Raw genomic sequence first — 17,720 nt, 5'->3', positions numbered from 1 at the left:
AACTTGTTCAGGCTCGCGACGGACGCAGCGCTGAACCTGCCAGCAACGCGTTCAACCAAGAGCAGATCAAGTTACTCGCCGCGCTTGCCACCAAATACGAAGGCAGGACCAAACTCCAAAGCAATCCCCATCGCCCGCAAACCTTGGCCTGGGCCTCATGGATCATTGCTCGCCTCGGCGGATGGGATGGATACCCTCGCACCAAACCCGGCCCCATCACCATGAGGCATGGCCTCCAATACTTCTTGGGCGTAGCTTCCGCCTGGGAAACCCTCAAAGACGTGTGAATCAGCTAGCGTAAGAACGGGGAGAGGGAGCAGAACCTGCTTACGCCGTCGCCCGCTTACCTTGCTTCCCCGCCGGCCGCGGCTTCAGCGCGATGTCCTCCGCGCCCAATAGCCGTCCATCCTGCGAATGGAGTTCGAGCTTGCGGACCGGTCGCCCCTTTTCCTTGTCGACCAGGATCGTGGCGATCTCTTCCGGGCGCTCGTCGAATTCCTCGCTCCATTGCCGCAAGGCAACCAGGATCGGGAAGACGCCGCGCCCCTTCGGCGTCAGCAGATATTCCTGATAGGCGCTGCCATCTGAGGCGGGCGCGGTTTTCAGAATGCCTTGATCGACCAGCGCGCGCAGCCGCACGGTGAGGATGTTCTTGGCGAGCCCAAGCTTCTTCTGGAATTCACCGAAGCGGCGCACGCCGAACAACGCTTCGCGGATGATCAGCATCGACCACCAGTCGCCGAGCGCATCCAGCGAGCGCGCGATCGGGCAATCGTCGTGTTCGAAGCTGGTCCGTTTCACCATGGTCGGCTCCTCACGCCCTTGTGTAGTTGCAATATTAAACCGGATGCTCTACCTAGGCAATCTGGTTTAATGATGCAACCATTGGAGATGGCCGTGAGGCTTGCAAACAAGACGGCGTTGATCACAGGGGGCAACAGCGGCATCGGGCTTGCGACCGCAAAACTGTTCGTGGCCGAAGGCGCCAAGGTCGTCATCACCGGACGAAATCAGGCAACGCTCGACGCCGCTGCGAAAGAATTGGGTCCGAACGCGCTCGCTCTCAGTGCTGACGCCACCGACGTCGGAGCTACCGCAGCGGCAATCGGAAAGGGCGCCGAAAAGTTCGGCAAATACGACGTCCTGTTCGCCAACGCAGGCATCGCCGGCGGCACGCCGCTCGGCGCCGCCGAGATCGAAACGTTTCAGAGGGTCATCAGCACCAATCTCACCGGCGTATTTTTCACCGTGCAGTCTGCGCTGCCGCATCTCAACGACAACGCGTCGATCGTTCTGAACGGCTCTGTGATCTCCGTGCTCGGCATTCCCGGCTACTCGGCCTATGGCGCGGCAAAGGCCGGCGTGCGGGCAATGGCCCGGATCATGGCCTCGGAACTGTCGCCGCGCGGCATCCGCGTCAATGTCGTGGCGCCCGGCGCGATCCGCACCCCGATCTGGGGGCCGGCGATCGCCACCCCGGAAGCCGAAAAGGCCTTTGAAAAGCGGATCGCGCTGTCGACGCCGCTCGGCCGCATCGGCGAACCCGACCATGTCGCAAAGACGGTGCTGTTCCTCGCCTCCGACGATTCCGCCCATGTGCAGGGGCAGGAGCTGTTCGTCGACGGCGGCGCCACGGCCTCTCCGAGCGGCGCGCCGATCTATCGGGGGTAGGGCTGACGGCCAAATTGACGCTCAGCCAATCCGCGCGCCCTGCGACGGATTGGCGCTGGGCCGGAAGGGCGCATTGAACGTCAGGGGCCGTTACTGGACACTTGAGAAAAGGAGTCTTTTGACCGGAGAACTGGAGAGCAGTCATGCCGAAAAGGGTCGACGTCTCCTCGTCCGCCTTGCAGGATTCGGACAGCGCTCAATTTGTTTCAGTTGCGCTGTTTTCCGGCGTCGGTCTCTTGATTTCCTTGGTGATCGTCCTCTGCCGCATGAACGGCATTTTCTGATCTGGCTTTCTCGATCATGTGCGAATTGGCCGCCGTCGGGTGTGGCGACGGCAGCCGGAAATCGTGTGTCAGCTCACGCCGCGTGGAGATCGGCTGCGGCCTTCAGCGCGCCCGCCACCGCTTTTTCGCGATGCTCGGGGCCGACCTGGATGCCGTCGGCGGCAATGACTTCCGGATTCCTGATGCCGATGAAGCCGAACACCCAGCGCAAATAAGTCTCGAGATGCTCGCCGGCCGCGGCCGGGGTATCCGCCCCGTAGTAGCCGCCGCGCGAGATTGCGACGATGACGCGCTTGTTGCCAGCCAGTCCTTCGACGCCTTGCGCGCTATACTTGAACGTCTTGCCGGCAACCAGGATGCGGTCGATCCAGGCCTTGAGCTGGCTGGGGATGGTGAAATTGTACATGGGCGCGCCGATCACGATGATGTCGGCGGCCAGAAACTCTTCCAGCACGGCCTGACCGGCGGCGATATCCTCGCGTAGCGAGGCCTCCGGCGTCGCCCCCTGACCGGCGGCGAGGTGTAAGCCGGTGAGGTGGCCCAGCGGCGTCAGAGTGAGATCGCGATAGCTGATATCGAGGCCGGGGGTGGATTGCCGCAAGCGGTCGACGATGGCCGCGGAAACCTGGCGGCTGACGGAGTGGGGGCCGAGAACGCTGGAATCGAGGTGCAGGAGTTTCATGGTAGGGATCACCTTTGGTATAGGTTTGTAACTGGCGCTATATGAGTGACCGTGGCATAACCCCGCAAGAACGCACATTTTTTTCACCCGAGCACACCCATGAGACCCGAACACATCAATGTGCCTGCCCTACCGCCGAGTCCGCATGGCGGGGAAAATTGCCGCGCCGTGGCGTCGGTGCTGGCCCGCGTCGGCGACAAATGGAGCGTCTTCGTGATCATGATGCTGATCGACGGTCCGCAACGCTTCAATGAACTCAAGCGCAAGATCAATGGCATCTCACAGCGGATGCTGACGCTCACGCTACGCGGACTTGAGCGCGACGGTCTGGTGACGCGCACGATCTTTCCGACCATTCCGCCACGGGTCGATTACGAGCTCACCGATCTCGGGCGGGGACTTGCAGAGCCGGTGCAGGCGCTCGGCAAATGGGCGTTCGAGCACCTGCCGGAGATCGAGGGCGCGCGAACCAGTTTCGACGCGCGCAACGGAAAGAGCTAAAGCAGCGACACCAGTCCGCCGCCGTGCCGCTCCAGCCGGCCGGCAAGCTCGAGCTCCAGCAGCACCGTGCGTACCAGCGTGGGCGAGAGGCCCGACATCCGGATCAGATCGTCGAGGCTGACCGGGCTCGGTCCGAGCAGCGCGACGATACGATCACGCTGGTCGGGATCCGTGTCGAAATCGAGCGGCTCGTCACCGCCTTCACGTGCTTCGAATATCAGCGGCCGTTCCATGATTGGCTGAACGGCGTTGATGACATCGCTGGCTTCGGTGACCAGCGCCGCGCCCTGTTTGATGAGATCATTGGTGCCGGCGGCGCGCGGATCGAGCGGCGAGCCCGGCACCGCAAACACTTCCCGGCCCTGTTCGGCCGCCATACGTGCCGTGATCAGCGAGCCCGAGCGATGCGCGGCTTCGACCACGACGACGCCGAGCGATGCGCCGGAGATCAGGCGATTGCGGCGTGGAAAGTCGCGGGCGCGCGGCACATGCCCAAGTGGCATTTCCGAAATCGCGCCGCCGCGTTCGAGCAGGACGGCGAGCAAATCCTCATGCTCCGGCGGATAGATCCGGTCGTGGCCACCCGCCAGCACCGCAACCGTGCCGCTCTCGATCGCTGCGCGATGCGCGGCCTGGTCGATGCCGCGCGCCAGGCCTGAGATCACGACAAAGCCGGCGTCGCCGAGATCGCGCGCGAGCTTCCCGGCGAACTTCAGCCCCGCACCGGAAGCATTGCGTGAGCCGACGATGGCGATTATCGGCCGCGTCAGGGCATCGGGATTGCCGCGTACGCCGAGCAGGGGCGGTGGGTCGTCCAGCGCCGCCAGCCGCGGCGGATAGGCGGCTTCGCCGGGCGCGACGAGCGAGACGCCGATCTTTTTGCTCGCGGCGATCTCAGCCCGCGCTTCCTCATCGCTGCAGATGCGCCCCGAACGCTGAGCTCCACCGCGGCGCGCCAGATCGGGCAGCCGCTCCAGCGCCGCACGCGCATTGCCGAAATGGCTGATGAGCGAGTTGAAGGTGCGCGGGCCGACATTGTCGGACCGGATCAGCCGCAGCCGGTCGATCCGTTCGGCATCGGTGAGGTGAAGCGTGGGGGAGGTACGATCATGCATGCGGGCGCAGCTTTGCCCAACCTGAGATTGCGAGCAAGCTGTTTCAAACCGGATCGTCCGACCAAGTTTGACCAGGCCATCCACGCATTGGCGGCGGCGAGATTTGTCGAGGAGGCGCTGAAGCGGTGATGGATCTGCAGCCGGATATCCTACTTCGCCCCGATCCGCCCTTCAGTCCCGGCCTGCAGCCGCTTGATGTTCTCGCTGTGCTTCCAGAACAGGAGCAGCGTCAGCACGACGAACAGAGATGCCAGCGCGGGGTGGCCGAACCACCACAGGAACAGCGGCGTGACGAAAGCGGCGACCAGTGCCGAGAGCGATGAATAGCGCGACGTGAAGGCGGTCGCCAGCCAGATCAGGCAGAAGATCACCGCGGCCGGCCAGAACAGGCCGATCAAAACGCCGATATAGGTGGCGACGCCTTTGCCGCCCTGGAATTTCAGCCAGATCGGGAAGAGGTGACCGAGGAACGCGCCAAGCGCTGCCAGCATCGCCGCATTGGCGCCGCCGAAATAGCCTGCGATGATGACCGCAACCGTGCCCTTCAGCGCATCGCCGATCAGCGTTGCCGCGGCGAGACCCTTGCGGCCGGTCCGCAGCACGTTGGTGGCGCCGATATTGCCCGACCCGATCGAGCGCAGATCCTGCGTGCCGGCCAGCTTCGTCAGCACCATCCCGAACGGAATCGAGCCGAGCAGATAGCCAATCAGGAAGGCGACGATGAGGAATGCATCAGACATCGACGTTGCTCCTACCGCAGCAGCGTTTGCCGAGCGCTAGACATGCTCATAGACGGTGCGCCCGCCCACGATAGTACGCACCACGCGTCCCGAGAAGCGGGCTTCGTCGAACGGGGTGTTCTTGCATTGCGATTTGAGGTCGGCCGGATCGAGGATCCAGGGCGTATCGGGGTCGATGACGATGACGTCGGCCGGGGAACCGGCCCGCAGCGTGCCGCCGGGTAGCCCGAGCAGTTCGGCCGGGCGGGTCGACATCGCCCGGATCAGCGTCTTGAAGTCCATCTCGCCGCTATGAACCAGCCGCAGCGCCGCCGGCAGCATGGTCTGCAGCCCGACCGCGCCGGAGGCCGCTTCCGCAAACGGCAGCCGCTTGACCTCGACGTCCTGCGGATTGTGATCGGACATGATGACGTCAACCAGGCCGGAGGCGACGGCGGCAACCAGCGCGACGCGATCCTCTTCGGTGCGCAGCGGCGGCGACAGTTTCAGGAAGGTGCGGTAAGGGCCAATGTCGTTTTCGTTCAGCGTGGCGTGGTTGATCGAGACCGAAGCGCTGACGTCGAGGCCGGCGTCGCGCGCGCGCTTGAGGATTTCCAGCGACTCCATCGATGACAGCGAGGCGGCGTGATAGCGCCCGCCGGTCAATGCCACGAGGCGCATGTCGCGCTCGAGCATGACGGCTTCAGCCGCGTTGGGAATGCCGACGAGCCCGAGCCGCGCGGCGAACTCGCCCTCGTTCATCACGCCTTCGCCGACGAGGTCGGGGTCCTCGGTGTGGTGCACAATCAGCGCGTCGAAATCGCGCGCGTAGGTCAGCGCCCGGCGCATCACCTGCGCATTGGTCACGCTCTTGTCGCCATCGGTAAAGGCGACCGCGCCGGCGGCTCTCAACAGCCCGATCTCGGTCATTTCCTCGCCGCGCAGGCCCTTGGTCAAGGCCGCCATCGGGTGGATGTTGACGATCGCGGTGTCGCGGGCGCGGCGCAGCACGAAGTCGACGGTGGCCGAATTGTCGATGACGGGCGAAGTATCCGGCTGGCAGATGATGCTGGTAATGCCGCCGGCCGCAGCCGCCTGACTGGCAGAAGCAAAGGTCTCGCGGTGGCTGGCGCCGGGCTCGCCGACGAAGGCGCGCATATCGATCAGCCCGGGGGCGACGATCCTGCCGGCGCAATTGATGATGTCGGTGCCTTCGGGAACGCCGGTAACGCCGATGCCGCGCTTTGAGTCGCGGATCGTGCCGTCGGCAATCAGCACATCGCCTGGGCCGTCGTAATCCCGGGAAGGATCGACGACGCGGGCATTGGCGAGCAGGATCGGGCGGCGTTCGGTCAGCATGATTTACGCGTTTGGCAGGTTGCGGGAGAGCGCTTCGAGCACCGCCATCCGCACCGCCACTCCCATTTCCACCTGTTCACGGATCACCGATTGCGCGCCGTCGGCCACGATCGAGTCGATCTCCACACCGCGATTCATCGGACCCGGATGCATCACCAGCGCGTCCGGCTTGGCATAGGCAAGCTTCTTCTGATCAAGACCGAAATAGTGAAAATACTCACCCGATGATGGCACGAACGAGCCGTTCATGCGCTCGCGCTGCAGCCGCAGCATCATCACAATATCGGCGCCGTTGAGGCCCTCGCGCATGTCGCGCGCCACTTCGACGCCCATCCGCTCGATGCCGCGCGGCAGGAGCGTAGAAGGAGCCACCACACGGACGCGCGCGCCCATGGTGTTGAGCAGAAGGATATTGGAGCGCGCCACCCGCGAATGCATGACGTCGCCGCAGATCGCGATGACGAGGCCTTCCAATCGGCCCTTGTTGCGGCGGATGGTCAGCGCGTCCAGCAGCGCCTGCGTCGGATGTTCATGGCTGCCGTCGCCGGCATTGATCACGGAACCGTCAACCTTGCGCGCCAGAAGTTCCACAGCGCCGGAGGCGTGATGCCGCACCACCAGGATATCAGGGTGCATGGCGTTCAGCGTGACCGCGGTGTCCATCAGCGTCTCGCCCTTGCGGATCGAGGACGACGACACCGACATGTTCATGACGTCGGCCCCGAGCCGCTTTCCGGCCAGTTCGAACGAGGATTGGGTTCGGGTGGAAGCCTCGAAAAACAGGTTCACTTGGGTGCGACCGCGCAGTGAAGTGCGCTTTTTGTCCACCTGGCGATTGAGCTCGACATATTCCTCGGACAGGTCGAGCAGGCCGGTAATGTCGGCAGCGGAAAGCCCCTCGATTCCCAGCAGATGCCGGTGCCCGAGGACGAAGGTCGATTTCGATATGAGGGTCATTAAAGCCAGAGCTATAGGTGGAGATGCCGGGCAGGGCAAGCTTCAAATCCGCCCCTCGAACTTATCCACTAGCGCTTCCGCGGCAGGGTAAACGAAGTCTGCCGGTGTTCCCCGCGGGTGGTTTCCGCTAGGGTGCGCGCGATGCATCACGCTATGAAGAACGCGCAGCATTTCGTTCAATCCGTCCCGATCACGTTACGGGTACTGGAGATCTCCGGCAGGGGTGCGGGAAGGCGGATGGCGCTCGCAGCAGTATTCGCGGCGAGCTTCTTGGCGAGCGCCACTGCGCAGGCGCAGAAGCTGCCCGCCGGTTTCGTCTATCTGCGCGATATCGATCCGACCATCATCCAGGATATCCGCTACGCCGGCTCGAATAATTTTGTCGGCCGTCCGCTGCGGGGCTATCAGGCGGCCGAATGCGTGGTGAAGCGCGAGGTCGGCCTGCTTCTGAAGAGCGTTCAGGAAGAGCTCGCGCTGGAGAACCTGTCGCTGAAAATGTTCGATTGCTACCGCCCGACGCGCAGTGGCCGACATGGTGGCGTGGTCTCGCGACGGTAAGGAGACGCCGGCGCAAAAGCGCTACAATCCGTCGTTCAGCAAGGCCGAGCTGTTTCGTCTGGGATACATCGCCGAACGCTCCGGCCATTCCACCGGCGCCGCGCTGGACCTCACTTTGGTTAATCTGAAAGCCGATAATTCCGCCACCTTCGATTCCACCAAGGAATACGGCGACTGCACGGCGAACGTGGACCTGCGCGCGCCGGAAGGCAGTGTCGATATGGGCACCGGCTACGATTGTGCGGACGCCAAGTCGCACACGACTGCGAAATCCATCACGGCCGCCCAGCGCCGCTGGCGCGAGAAGCTGGTTCAGGTGATGGCACGGCGAGGATTTGTGAACTATTCGAAGGAGTGGTGGCACTTTTCACTGCCGGGCGCGGGCGGACAGGCCTATGATTTCCCGATCACGCCGCGGAAATGATCAACGGTTCCAGGATCAGTCATGAGCCAGGTAGCATTCGCGACCCACGAGGTCCTCAACCAGTCGCCGCCGTTCGAGGATATCGACCTCTATGCAACCGACCGGCCGCTAGTCGAGGCGGTCGCCGCCAATGGCGGCGCTTCGGCAGAGCAGGAGTTGTCAGAGTTCGGCAGGCATTGGGGCTCAGCGGCGATGGCGGAGCGCGGCCGTGTCGCCAACGAGAATACGCCAAAACTTCGCACCTTCGATTCCAAGGGGAATCGCCGCGACGAGGTCGAGTTTCATCCGGCGTATCACGAGTTGATGGCGCATAGTGCGCATGCCGGCGTGCACAATTCGACTTGGACCTCCGCTGGCAAGCCGGCCGGCGGCGCATCGGAAGTGATACGGGCGGCAAGATTCTATATCGCCGCGCAGGTCGAGACCGGGCATCTTTGCCCGATCACCATGACGCGGGCCTCCGTCGCCGCGCTGGCGGAACAGCCCGAGCTGTTGGCCAGGGTGATGCCGGTGCTTGGCTCGCGATCCTATGACCCGGCCTTTGCGCCCTGGTGGACCAAGCGCGGCATGACGCTCGGCATGGGCATGACCGAGAAGCAGGGCGGCACCGACGTGCGTTCCAACATGACGCGGGCGGAGCGCGATGGAGAGGCCTACCGCATTACCGGGCATAAATGGTTCATGTCGGCGCCAATGTGCGACGCCTTCCTGGTGCTGGCGCAGGCCGCGGATGGCTTGAGCTGCTTTTTCATGCCGCGCTTCACGCCCGACGGCGCGGTCAATGCGATCCGGTTCCAGCGGCTGAAGGACAAGCTTGGCAACCGCTCGAATGCGTCTTCCGAGGTCGAGTTTCATGGCGCCTATGCCGAGCGTGTCGGGGAGGAAGGCAAGGGTATCCGCACCATCATCCAGATGGTGCAGCTCACGCGGCAGGATTGCGCGATTGCTTCCGCCGGTCTGATGCGCTCGGGCCTGGCGCATGCGCTGCATCACGCGCGGCATCGCAGCGTGTTCCAGAAGCATCTCGCCGACCAGCCACTGATGCAGGCGGTGTTGTCGGACATGGCGCTGCATGTCGAAGCTACCGTTGCGCTGGTGATGCGGCTGTGCCGTTCATTCGACCGCGCGCCCGTTGACGCCAAGGAAGCCGCTTATATGCGGCTGTTGACGCCCGCCATCAAATACTGGGTCTGCAAGAGTGCGCCGGGCTTTCTCTATGAAGCCATGGAGTGCCTCGGCGGCAATGGCTACGTGGAGGAGGGCATTCTGGCGCGGCATTATCGGGAATCGCCTGTTAACGCGATCTGGGAGGGCTCGGGCAATGTGATGTGCCTTGACGTGCTGCGCGCGCTGTCGCGCGAGCCGGAAGCGGCGTCCAGTATTGTGCATGAACTGACCGGCGAGACGCTGGGATTGCCCGGCGCCGGTGAGGCAACGGCGTTCATCGGCAGGGCTTTCCATCGACCCGACAGCGAGCGCGTGGCGCGCCTGGCCGTCGAGAAGCTCGCGTTGCTGGCTGCTTCTGCCGCGCTCAATGCGGTGTCGCCTCGTCACGCGGAATTGTTCGCGGCTACGCGCCTTGCCGGCAATCACGCCGGCATGTACGGCGCGGTCGATCTGGCCGCCCAAGATGTTCGCGGCCTGTTGGAGCGTGCGCTGCCTTGAATGCTTGTCATCCGTCATGGCCGGGCTTGGCCCGGCCATCCATGACTTTTGTCTCCGCGCGCAAGCAAGACGTGGATGCCCGGGACAAGCCCGGGCATGACGACACTGAGAAAGTTATTTGATGGACTCCCTTACCCCCGCAAGCCCAGTTGCCGTCCCGCCCGCGATCCCTGATCCGCGACCGCCGCGCGCCTGGAAATTCTGGGGCACCGCGCTGTGGGGTCTGTTCATCTTCGCTGCGATGTTCCTCGGGCAGCTCAGCGTCATCATCTACTTCGTGCTGCGGCAGGGCGGATCGTTCGACGTCGCCGAAGCCATCAGGGTCGTCGGCGGCGGCCTGACCATCTCGCTCTCGGTGATCCTCGGATTGCCCGCGGTGCTGCTTGCGACGTGGATCGCGATCCGTCCGACCCGCATATCCTTTACTGATTATCTCGCCCTGCGCTGGACCTCATGGCGCAATTTCTTCACCAGCCTCGCGGCGTTTGCGATCCTGGTCGGCGGCTGGGACTTGCTGTCGCGGGCGCTGGGGCGCGAGGTGACGCCGGGCTTCATGGGCGAGGTGCTGAAATCCGCGCAGGCCGACGGCGCGCTGTGGCTCCTGGTGATCGCGTTTTCCGTCGCCGCGCCGATGTGGGAAGAGATTTTCGCGCGCGGCTTTCTCTATCGGGGATGGTCGGAATCAAGGCTTTGCGTGACCGGGGCCATCTTCCTGTCGTCGCTGGCGTGGACGTCGCTGCATCTGCAGTACGACTGGTTCTTCTTCGGCGAGGTGTTCACGATCGGCGTATTGCTCGGCTACCTGCGCTATCGCACGGGCTCGACCTGGCTGACGATCGTCCTGCACGGCATCAACAATCTGGCGGCGACGATCCAGACCTTCTGGCTGGCGGGGCACGGCTAACGCTCGCTCCCCGTCATTGCGAGTTGGACGAAGCAATCCATGTCTCCGCAAGTGGAGAGGTGGATTGCTTCGCTTCGCTCGCAATGACGGTTCTAAGCCACCAGCGCGATTGCGATCGGCATCGTCACCGCCGCCAAAATGGTCTGCAACGTAATGATCTGCGCCAATAGCGGTGCGTCGCCGCCCATTTGCCGCGCCAGCACATAGGCGCTTGATGCGGTGGGTACCGCGGAACAAATCGTCACGACGGCGAGGTTGGAATCGGCGAGTCCAAACTGCAACGCCAGTGTGACGGCGATCACCGGCATAAGCACCAGCTTGAGGAACACCGTGACGCTGGCGGCGAGGCTCGGCCTGAACAGGCCTTTGAGATGCAGGCCTGCGCCGGTCACCAAGAGGCCGATGGCGAGGGAGGAACGGCCGAGCGCGTCCGCCACCTCGTGCCAGAGCCTGGGAAGCGGAATGTGGGTGACGTTGATCGCCAGCCCGATCACGCAGGCCCAGATCAGGGGATTGCTCACCACCGTCAGCACAATTGAACCGGTCGAGCGCTTTTCCGGCGAGGCGTAATGGGCAAGCACCGAAACACTGAGTACGTTGACCAGCGGAACGATGGCGATCATCGCGACGGATGCGAGCGCCAGTCCGAGATTGCCGAACAGACTGCTGGAGACGGCGAGCGCGACATAGGTCTGCCAGCGTGTCGCGCCCTGGAACATCGACGTAAACGCGGGACCGTCCACGTTGGCGCGAGCGAGCAGGGGACGCAGCGCAAGACATAGCAGCGACATCGCGAGCGCCGACAACAGCATGGCGCCTCCGACGCCGCCAACCGGCACCATGCTCAGATCGGCCTTGACCAGCGTCTGCACCAGAAAGACCGGGAGCAACACGTAATAGGTCAGCCGCTCCAGCCCGTGCCACTGCGTCTCCAGCCGCATCAGCGTCCGCCTCAGGACGAAGCCGAGCACGATCAGCAAAAATACCGGCATTAGTGCCGCAATGACGACGGCCATGCCTTAAGCGTCCCCGCGCAGCTTCTTCAGCCGGTCGAGCGCACCCTGCAGGATGAAGATCGCCGCATGCTCGTCGATTACCCCGGCGCGGCGGGCGCGGGAGACGTCCATGCCGATCAGTTCGCGCTCGACGGCCGCGGTCGAGAGACGCTCATCCCACAGTCCGATCGCGAGGTCCGTGAGGTTGGAAAGATTTCGGGCGAAGGCGCGGGTCGACTGCGCACGCGGACCCTCGCTGCCGTCCATGTTGATGGGCAGGCCGAGCACAAAGCCGACCGCATTGCGTTCGCCGGATATTGCCAACAGCCGTGCGGCGTCGACCTTGAACGCCTTGCGCTGGATGGTCTCGACGCCGGTCGCGAGCCTGCGGTCGGGATCGGACACGGCGACACCGATCGTCTTGGTGCCGAGATCGAGGCCGATCAGGGCGCCGCGCTCAGGCCAGTGTGTGACGGCGTCGATCAGGGGAAGTATAGGGGCAGGCATGACCTCGCATAACACCGGCGCGGCATGCACGCAAAGCCGATCACGGCGTGGCGTCCATGCGAGAACGCCACACCGTCGTTCGAACTCGCCCTACCGGATCGCGACCGGGTTGATCATGCTCTGCACACCGCCTTTGAAGCGCGGGTGGCCGAGCACAAACAGGAACTCGTAAGCCTTGTCCTTCGCCAGTTCGGCGGTGTCCATATTTTCGAGAATGTAGGTGCCGTTCATCGGCAGCAAGATTTGGTGCACCTCGAAGACGTTCTTGGTCTCGAACGGCACCACTTCGAGGCCCCAGGTATCGGCACCGACCGCGACGACGCCCTTGCCGGTGAGATATTTGGCTCCTTCGACGCCCAGGCCAGGTTCACCCGCGCCGTAGCGCTTGTCGTCCTTGCCGATCAGGCTGAGCCAGCCGGTGTGGAAGATCACGACGTCGCCCTGGCGAATCTCGACGCCCTGCTTTTTTGCGACCTCCTCGATCTCCTTTACGTTGAAGGCGGTGCCTTCCTTGACGATGTCGGTGTTGTAATGGGCCGCCATGTCAAGCAACACACCGCGGGCCACTATCGGGGGGATCTTCTCGACGCCAAGCTTCTTCAGACCGGTCGGATCGCCGAAATCAGCAAGCTTGTTCCCGTTGTAGTAGACGTGCTCGACGCCGATATGGCCAAGCCCGTCGAGCTGGCTGCCGACGCCGACCCAGCCGTCGAGCAAATCGTCGTTGTAGGTGGTCTTGGTCGGACCCAGGCCGGGAATGCCGGCCTGACCGGGCTGAACGACGGTGATCTTGAAGGCGCGCGGTGGGTAGGCGGGGGTCTTGGAGTCGACGGGGATGCCGAGCGCGTAAGTCTTGCCGGTCTTGACCAGACCTGCTGCCTTCACGACGAGTTCGGGCTTCATGTAATTGGCGGCGCCGATTTCATCGTCCGGTCCCCATTTCGATTTCGTCCAGTCTTGAGCGCTTGCCGTTCCGGCCGTACTCAACAAGGCAACGGAACAGCACAACACGAATGCAGTGCGCATCGTAGTCCCTCCCAGATTGACGTTGTGGTTTTTGGTAGCTAGCGCCTCATACTAACGTGGTAGTGCGGGGCGGCCAGAAGTTTTTGAGATCGACACGCGCGTTGCAATCGAACACTGCAGCGCGGAAGACGCGCTGTGCAAACTGCTTTGGTGCAAAAATATGGCGCGGCCGTTTCGCGTGGCGGAATGAATGCGGGATGAGAAGATGGCGATGGATGCGCTCAGCCTGTTCGGCTTGTTCGCGGTGACTGCGATGCTGGTGGCCTACGCGCTGGAAGATCGCAGCCACTGGTTCATCCTCGCCTTCGCCGCCGCCTGCGCGCTCGGCTCGGTCTATGGATTCCTGCAGGGCGCCTGGCCGTTCGGGCTCGTCGAGGCGGTCTGGGCGGGCGTCGCGCTTCGGCGCTGGGATGTCAGGCGGCGATGACCTCGCCATTGCCGTTCAGGCAGGACGCAAAACCCTGCAGGGCGCTGTACTGATGGGCCGTGCGGCGGGTGATGAAGAGCGTCTCGACGCGCGCCTGCGCCGGGCTCAGCGTGTGAACGTTGACGGTGTCGTTACGCCCGACCACGGCGCGCGGCAGCAGCGTCACGCCCATGTCGGCGGCAACGCAGCCGATCATGCCGTCCAGCGTGCCGAGTTCAAACCGCGCGGAAGACGGCCAGCCAAATTCCGAAAACACCTGCTCGAGCCGCTGGCGATACGTGCAGCCGGTGCGGAACACCAGTGCAGTCGGGCCTGACCCTGGCGTGCCCGCGCGCAACGCGCCGAGGCTTTGCCAGCGCCGTGCTGTAACTAGCACCAGTTCTTCGCGGAAGGCGACCGTTGCAGCGAGTTCGGCATGCTCGATCGGGCCGGCAACGAACGCACCGTCGAATGTGCCGTTGAGCACGCCGGCTACGAGTTCGGCTGTTGTCGAGGTACGCAGGCTCAATTGCACCGCCGGGAAGCGGCGATGGAAATCGGCGAGTAGGGCGGGCAGGCGGACAGCAGCCGTCGTCTCCATCGAGCCGATCGCGAGTGGTCCCTTCGGCTCGCCATCGTCGCGCGCGGCGAGCAGCGCCTCACGGGACAGCGCCGCCATCCGGTCGGCATAGGGCAGCAGGCGGCGGCCCGCGCCGGTCAGCGTCATGCCGCGGCTGTGTCGCTCGAACAAAGCGGCGCCGATCTCCGCTTCCAGCGCCTTGACCCGCTGCGTGACGTTGGACTGCACAGTGTTGAGTTCGTCGGCCGCGCGAGTGATGCCGCCAAGCCGCGCGACGGCGGAAAAGGTCTGGAGGTCGCTCAATTCCATGGCGAATACCGTTTCATTCTGGAGATTGGAGCATTCTAAAGTATTCATTTTTACAGAATGATAGATCGGCTTACGATCGCTGTCCAGATTTGCAGAGATTGGACATGCCGATAACAACGCCACTCACCGCCCGTCTGGGCATTCAGCATCCGATCCTGTCGGCGCCGATGGATGTCATCGCCGGCGCGCGCCTCACCGCGGCCGTTAGCGCAGCCGGCGGCTTCGGCATCCTCGGCGGCGGTTACGGCGACAGAGCGTGGCTGGAGCAGGAGACGGCAAAGCTCGCCGATGTCGGTGATCCGTTCGGCATCGGCTTCATCACCTGGAGCCTTGCGAAGCAGCCGGAGCTATTGGACGTCGCGCTCCGCGTCCGTCCGCGCGCGATTATGTTGTCGTTCGGTGATCCCTCGCAGTTTGCGCCGCGCATCAAGGCAGCTGGTGCGCTCCTGATCTGTCAGGTGCAAACTGAAGACATGGCGCGACAGGCGCTCGATGCAGGCGCCGATATTCTGATCGCGCAGGGAACAGAGGCCGGCGGCCATGGCGCCTCGCGCACCACCCTCGATATCGTGCCTGCGATCGTCGATCTCGCGGCGGGTCGCGTGCCGGTCGCGGCTGCAGGCGGCATCGGCGACGGCCGCGGGCTTGCGGCGATGATGATGCTGGGGGCATCAGGCGTGCTGCTCGGAACGCGCTTCTACGCGAGCGTCGAATGCGACGGGGCAGAGGAAGCCAAGCAGCGCATCTGCGCTGCATCGAGCGGTAGCAGCGTCCGCGGCATCATCTTCGATCTCTCGCGCAACAATGTCTGGCCGGCGCCGTTTACTGGCCGCTGCCTGATTAACGATCATGCGCGGCGCTGGATCGGACGCGAAGTCGAACTGATGCAGAACATCAAGGCGGTCGCGGCCGAATATGCGGCGGCGAGGGCCGCTGGCAATTTCGACATCGCCGCGGTCATCGCCGGTGAATCCGTCGGAGTGATTCATGATATTCCGCCGGCGGGTGAAATCGTTGACAGGATCGTCGCCGAAGCCGACCAGATATTGAGCGGACGGCGTAACTTCGTCGCCGCCTGAGCTCTCACACCCCCAGTCCATTCAAGGGAGCACAACCATGTGGCCAGACCGCCGGATCATCGACCTCTTCAAGACCGAATTTCCGATCGTGCTGGCGCCGATGGCCGGCGCGGTCGATGCAGAACTGGTAATCGCGGCGGCGCAGGGCGGGGCGCTGGGCTCGCTGCCGTGTGCCATGCTCACGGCCGAGAAAGCGCGCGAGCAGGTCAACATCATCCGCCAGCGCGTCACGGCGCCGCTTAACATGAACTTCTTCTGCCACAAGGCTGTTGATGCCGATCCTGCGCGCGAGGCCGGCTGGAAGGCGCGGCTCGGCGCTTACTACAAGGAATTGGGCATCGATCCAGCTGCGCCTATCAGCGCCGCCAATCGTGCGCCGTTCGATGAGGCGATGTGCGCGGTGGTGGAAGAATTGAAGCCGGAAGTCGTGAGCTTCCATTTCGGCTTGCCGGATCCCGCGCTGGTCAAGCGCGTCAAGGCGGCCGGCTCCCTCGTGATGTCGTCGGCGACGATCGTGAAGGAAGCGATCTGGCTGGAGGAAAACGGCGCCGATGTTATCATCGCGCAGGGCGCAGAGGCCGGCGGTCACCGCGGCATGTTCCTGACCGACAATATCGCCGAGCAGCCCGGTACCTTTGCGCTGGTGCCGCAGGTGGTCGATGCGGTGAAGGTGCCGGTGATCGCAGCCGGCGGCATCGCCGACGGGCGCGGGATTGCGGCCGCGTTCGCGCTCGGCGCATCCGGCGTGCAGATCGGCAGCGCCTATCTGCGTTGCCCCGAATCCAAGGTGATCGGGCCTGTGCGCGCTGCGCTCGCCCAGGCGCATGACGATTCCACCGTCATTACCAATGTCATGACCGGCCGTCCCGCGCGCGGCGTTGCCAACCGCGTCATGCGCGAGGTCGGGCCGATCTCGCCTGATGCACCGGCGTTCCCGCACGCCGCCACCGCGCTCGGGCCGCTGAGGGCGGCGGCCGAGAAGCTCGGCAAGGTCGACTTCACCAATCTCTGGGCCGGGCAGGCGGTGCGGATGGGCCGCGAAATGCCGGCGGCCGAGCTGACCCGTTCGCTGGCGGGCGCTGCGCTGGCGCGGTTTGGCGCACTGGGCGGCTGATTGACGGCGCTACGTCCCTAATGCGCCGGTTCGTCGCGGCGGACGGCGAGATGCTCGGCGGCCAGCGACCGGTAATGTGCGGCCATTTCCTTGTAATATTGTCTGGAGATCGGATCGGTCGCGCTTTCGGCGCGGCGTTCGAACATTTCCGCCTTTTCCTGCAGGATCTTAGCCTGGGACATGGCTCTCCTCCCGTTCGGTCAGGTTGAGCAGGCGAGGTAGACGATTGCGATGCCAAGGAGGGTCCCGATGGACCAGAGGGCAGGATCCCAACCCTCCGTTCCGGCACTGTCATTTTCGATAGTCGACATGACACGGCCTCCCGATGTTCTGGCCGCGACTACATTCCCCGTCTGTTTCAGGACGACTACGCCCGGGGATAAAAGTGGTTTCGTCGGGGCGCTTTTGCGAGGAAATCCGTGCCCGACACACGAAAACTTGTCCGCGGGGAAAGTCGCTCCGAAACGTCGCAGCCACCTGTTCCCGCGGTTGCGGCGCAAAAGCGGCCTCTGCTATACGGCGGATGCGAATTCCCCGTTCGAGGCCTATGTTAATGTCCGTTGATGCCGCCACCGTTCGCCGCATCGCGCATCTGGCGCGGATTGCGGTCACCGATGCCGAGGTTCCCCATCTGCAGGGCGAGCTGAACGCCATGCTGGCTTTCGTGGAGCAACTTTCGGAGGTGAATATCGACGGCGTCGAGCCGATGACCTCGGTGACCCCGATGGAAATGAAGAAGCGCGCCGATGTGGTCAATGACGGCGAGATCCCCGACGATATCGTAGGGAATGCGCCGGAAACGCAAAACCACTTCTTTCTTGTGCCGAAGGTCGTCGAATAACGTAGCGTTTTCAAGCGAAGTGGG

The 17,720-nt window shown here is 63.8% G+C and carries 20 protein-coding genes and 2 pseudogenes; 11 read left to right on the top strand and 11 right to left on the bottom strand.

Annotated elements, in window-relative coordinates; translation table 11 throughout:
- A pseudogene (locus J6524_RS35730) lies at positions 1-287 on the top strand (IS4 family transposase); the annotation flags it as partial.
- 40 nt (positions 288-327) lie between these two features.
- Here J6524_RS35730 and J6524_RS35725 read toward each other — a convergent pair.
- Positions 328-804, bottom strand: a complete 477-nt coding sequence (locus tag J6524_RS35725) for a winged helix-turn-helix transcriptional regulator (protein ID WP_225678568.1) — start codon at positions 802-804, stop codon at positions 328-330.
- Positions 805-897: 93 nt separating this feature from the next.
- Here J6524_RS35725 and J6524_RS35720 point away from each other — a divergent pair, with 93 nt between their 5' ends.
- Both J6524_RS35720 and J6524_RS35715 read left to right on the top strand, forming a co-directional pair.
- Positions 898-1,671 carry an SDR family oxidoreductase gene (locus J6524_RS35720; RefSeq protein WP_225678567.1) on the top strand — a complete coding sequence of 258 codons (774 nt, stop codon included), beginning with the start codon at positions 898-900 and terminating at the stop codon, positions 1,669-1,671.
- Positions 1,672-1,814: 143 nt separating this feature from the next.
- Positions 1,815-1,955, top strand: coding sequence for a hypothetical protein (locus J6524_RS35715; RefSeq protein WP_225678566.1), 141 nt, complete (start codon positions 1,815-1,817; stop codon positions 1,953-1,955).
- A 73-nt stretch (positions 1,956-2,028) separates the two neighbouring features.
- On the opposite strand, the gene J6524_RS35710 is transcribed toward J6524_RS35715, so the two are convergent.
- Positions 2,029-2,637: an FMN-dependent NADH-azoreductase gene (locus J6524_RS35710; protein WP_225678565.1), complete on the bottom strand. Its 609-nt coding sequence runs from the start codon at positions 2,635-2,637 to the stop codon at positions 2,029-2,031.
- Positions 2,638-2,736: 99 nt separating this feature from the next.
- Between J6524_RS35710 and J6524_RS35705 the strand changes: the two genes are divergently transcribed.
- Complete coding sequence (locus J6524_RS35705; protein WP_225678564.1) at positions 2,737-3,138, top strand: winged helix-turn-helix transcriptional regulator; 402 nt, start codon at positions 2,737-2,739, stop codon at positions 3,136-3,138.
- Here J6524_RS35705 and dprA read toward each other — a convergent pair.
- The 4 genes from dprA to J6524_RS35685 all read right to left on the bottom strand — a co-directional run bounded on the left by dprA (position 3,135) and on the right by J6524_RS35685 (position 7,288).
- A complete protein-coding gene (gene dprA, locus J6524_RS35700) occupies positions 3,135-4,253 on the bottom strand; it encodes a DNA-processing protein DprA (protein ID WP_225678563.1) in 1,119 nt (372 codons plus the stop codon). The two genes, J6524_RS35705 and dprA, sit on opposite strands and share 4 nt — an antisense overlap.
- A gap of 149 nt (positions 4,254-4,402) precedes the next feature.
- Complete coding sequence (gene plsY, locus J6524_RS35695) at positions 4,403-4,993, bottom strand: glycerol-3-phosphate 1-O-acyltransferase PlsY (protein WP_225678562.1); 591 nt, start codon at positions 4,991-4,993, stop codon at positions 4,403-4,405.
- Positions 4,994-5,029: 36 nt separating this feature from the next.
- A complete protein-coding gene (locus J6524_RS35690; protein WP_225678561.1) occupies positions 5,030-6,331 on the bottom strand; it encodes a dihydroorotase in 1,302 nt (433 codons plus the stop codon).
- Positions 6,332-6,334: 3 nt separating this feature from the next.
- Complete coding sequence (locus J6524_RS35685) at positions 6,335-7,288, bottom strand: aspartate carbamoyltransferase catalytic subunit (protein ID WP_225678560.1); 954 nt, start codon at positions 7,286-7,288, stop codon at positions 6,335-6,337.
- Between the two features lie 237 nt (positions 7,289-7,525).
- Here J6524_RS35685 and J6524_RS35680 point away from each other — a divergent pair.
- The 3 genes and pseudogenes from J6524_RS35680 to J6524_RS35670 all read left to right on the top strand — a co-directional run bounded on the left by J6524_RS35680 (position 7,526) and on the right by J6524_RS35670 (position 10,839).
- Positions 7,526-8,270 (top strand): annotated as a pseudogene (locus J6524_RS35680) (M15 family metallopeptidase).
- A 21-nt stretch (positions 8,271-8,291) separates the two neighbouring features.
- A complete protein-coding gene (locus tag J6524_RS35675) occupies positions 8,292-9,935 on the top strand; it encodes an acyl-CoA dehydrogenase family protein (RefSeq protein ID WP_225678559.1) in 1,644 nt (547 codons plus the stop codon).
- A gap of 121 nt (positions 9,936-10,056) precedes the next feature.
- The gene (locus J6524_RS35670; RefSeq protein ID WP_225678558.1) at positions 10,057-10,839 is read left to right on the top strand and encodes a CPBP family intramembrane glutamic endopeptidase; all 783 of its coding nucleotides are present in this window, start codon (positions 10,057-10,059) and stop codon (positions 10,837-10,839) included.
- Between the two features lie 92 nt (positions 10,840-10,931).
- Here J6524_RS35670 and J6524_RS35665 read toward each other — a convergent pair whose 3' ends face one another.
- The 3 genes from J6524_RS35665 to J6524_RS35655 form a co-directional block, all read right to left on the bottom strand.
- Positions 10,932-11,855, bottom strand: a complete 924-nt coding sequence (locus J6524_RS35665; protein WP_225678557.1) for an AEC family transporter — start codon at positions 11,853-11,855, stop codon at positions 10,932-10,934.
- Positions 11,856-11,858: 3 nt separating this feature from the next.
- Positions 11,859-12,341, bottom strand: a complete 483-nt coding sequence (gene ruvX / locus J6524_RS35660) for a Holliday junction resolvase RuvX (protein WP_225678556.1) — start codon at positions 12,339-12,341, stop codon at positions 11,859-11,861.
- 90 nt (positions 12,342-12,431) lie between these two features.
- Positions 12,432-13,367 (bottom strand): cyclase family protein, encoded by a 936-nt coding sequence (locus J6524_RS35655; RefSeq protein ID WP_225678555.1) that lies wholly within the window; start codon positions 13,365-13,367, stop codon positions 12,432-12,434.
- Positions 13,368-13,578: 211 nt separating this feature from the next.
- Between J6524_RS35655 and J6524_RS35650 the strand changes: the two genes are divergently transcribed.
- Positions 13,579-13,794, top strand: coding sequence for a hypothetical protein (locus J6524_RS35650; RefSeq protein WP_225678570.1), 216 nt, complete (start codon positions 13,579-13,581; stop codon positions 13,792-13,794).
- Here the strand turns inward: J6524_RS35650 and J6524_RS35645 are convergent.
- The gene (locus J6524_RS35645; protein WP_225678554.1) at positions 13,781-14,662 is read right to left on the bottom strand and encodes a LysR family transcriptional regulator; all 882 of its coding nucleotides are present in this window, start codon (positions 14,660-14,662) and stop codon (positions 13,781-13,783) included. The two genes, J6524_RS35650 and J6524_RS35645, sit on opposite strands and share 14 nt — an antisense overlap.
- 104 nt (positions 14,663-14,766) lie before the next feature.
- Here J6524_RS35645 and J6524_RS35640 point away from each other — a divergent pair, with 104 nt between their 5' ends.
- The gene (locus J6524_RS35640) at positions 14,767-15,741 is read left to right on the top strand and encodes an NAD(P)H-dependent flavin oxidoreductase (protein ID WP_225678553.1); all 975 of its coding nucleotides are present in this window, start codon (positions 14,767-14,769) and stop codon (positions 15,739-15,741) included.
- 37 nt (positions 15,742-15,778) lie between these two features.
- Positions 15,779-16,855, top strand: a complete 1,077-nt coding sequence (locus tag J6524_RS35635; protein WP_225678552.1) for an NAD(P)H-dependent flavin oxidoreductase — start codon at positions 15,779-15,781, stop codon at positions 16,853-16,855.
- 17 nt (positions 16,856-16,872) lie between these two features.
- On the opposite strand, the gene J6524_RS35630 is transcribed toward J6524_RS35635, so the two are convergent.
- Complete coding sequence (locus J6524_RS35630) at positions 16,873-17,037, bottom strand: hypothetical protein (protein ID WP_225678551.1); 165 nt, start codon at positions 17,035-17,037, stop codon at positions 16,873-16,875.
- Between the two features lie 371 nt (positions 17,038-17,408).
- On the opposite strand from J6524_RS35630, the gene gatC reads away from it, so the two are divergent.
- The gene (gene gatC / locus J6524_RS35625; RefSeq protein WP_225678550.1) at positions 17,409-17,696 is read left to right on the top strand and encodes an Asp-tRNA(Asn)/Glu-tRNA(Gln) amidotransferase subunit GatC; all 288 of its coding nucleotides are present in this window, start codon (positions 17,409-17,411) and stop codon (positions 17,694-17,696) included.
- Positions 17,697-17,720 lie beyond the last annotated feature (24 nt).

Source organism: Bradyrhizobium hereditatis, from assembly GCF_020329435.1.
In the GTDB taxonomy this organism is placed as follows: Bacteria; Pseudomonadota; Alphaproteobacteria; order Rhizobiales; family Xanthobacteraceae; genus Bradyrhizobium; species Bradyrhizobium hereditatis.
Note: the sequence above shows the minus strand (reverse complement) of the source record. Positions and strands in the feature narration are given on the sequence as shown.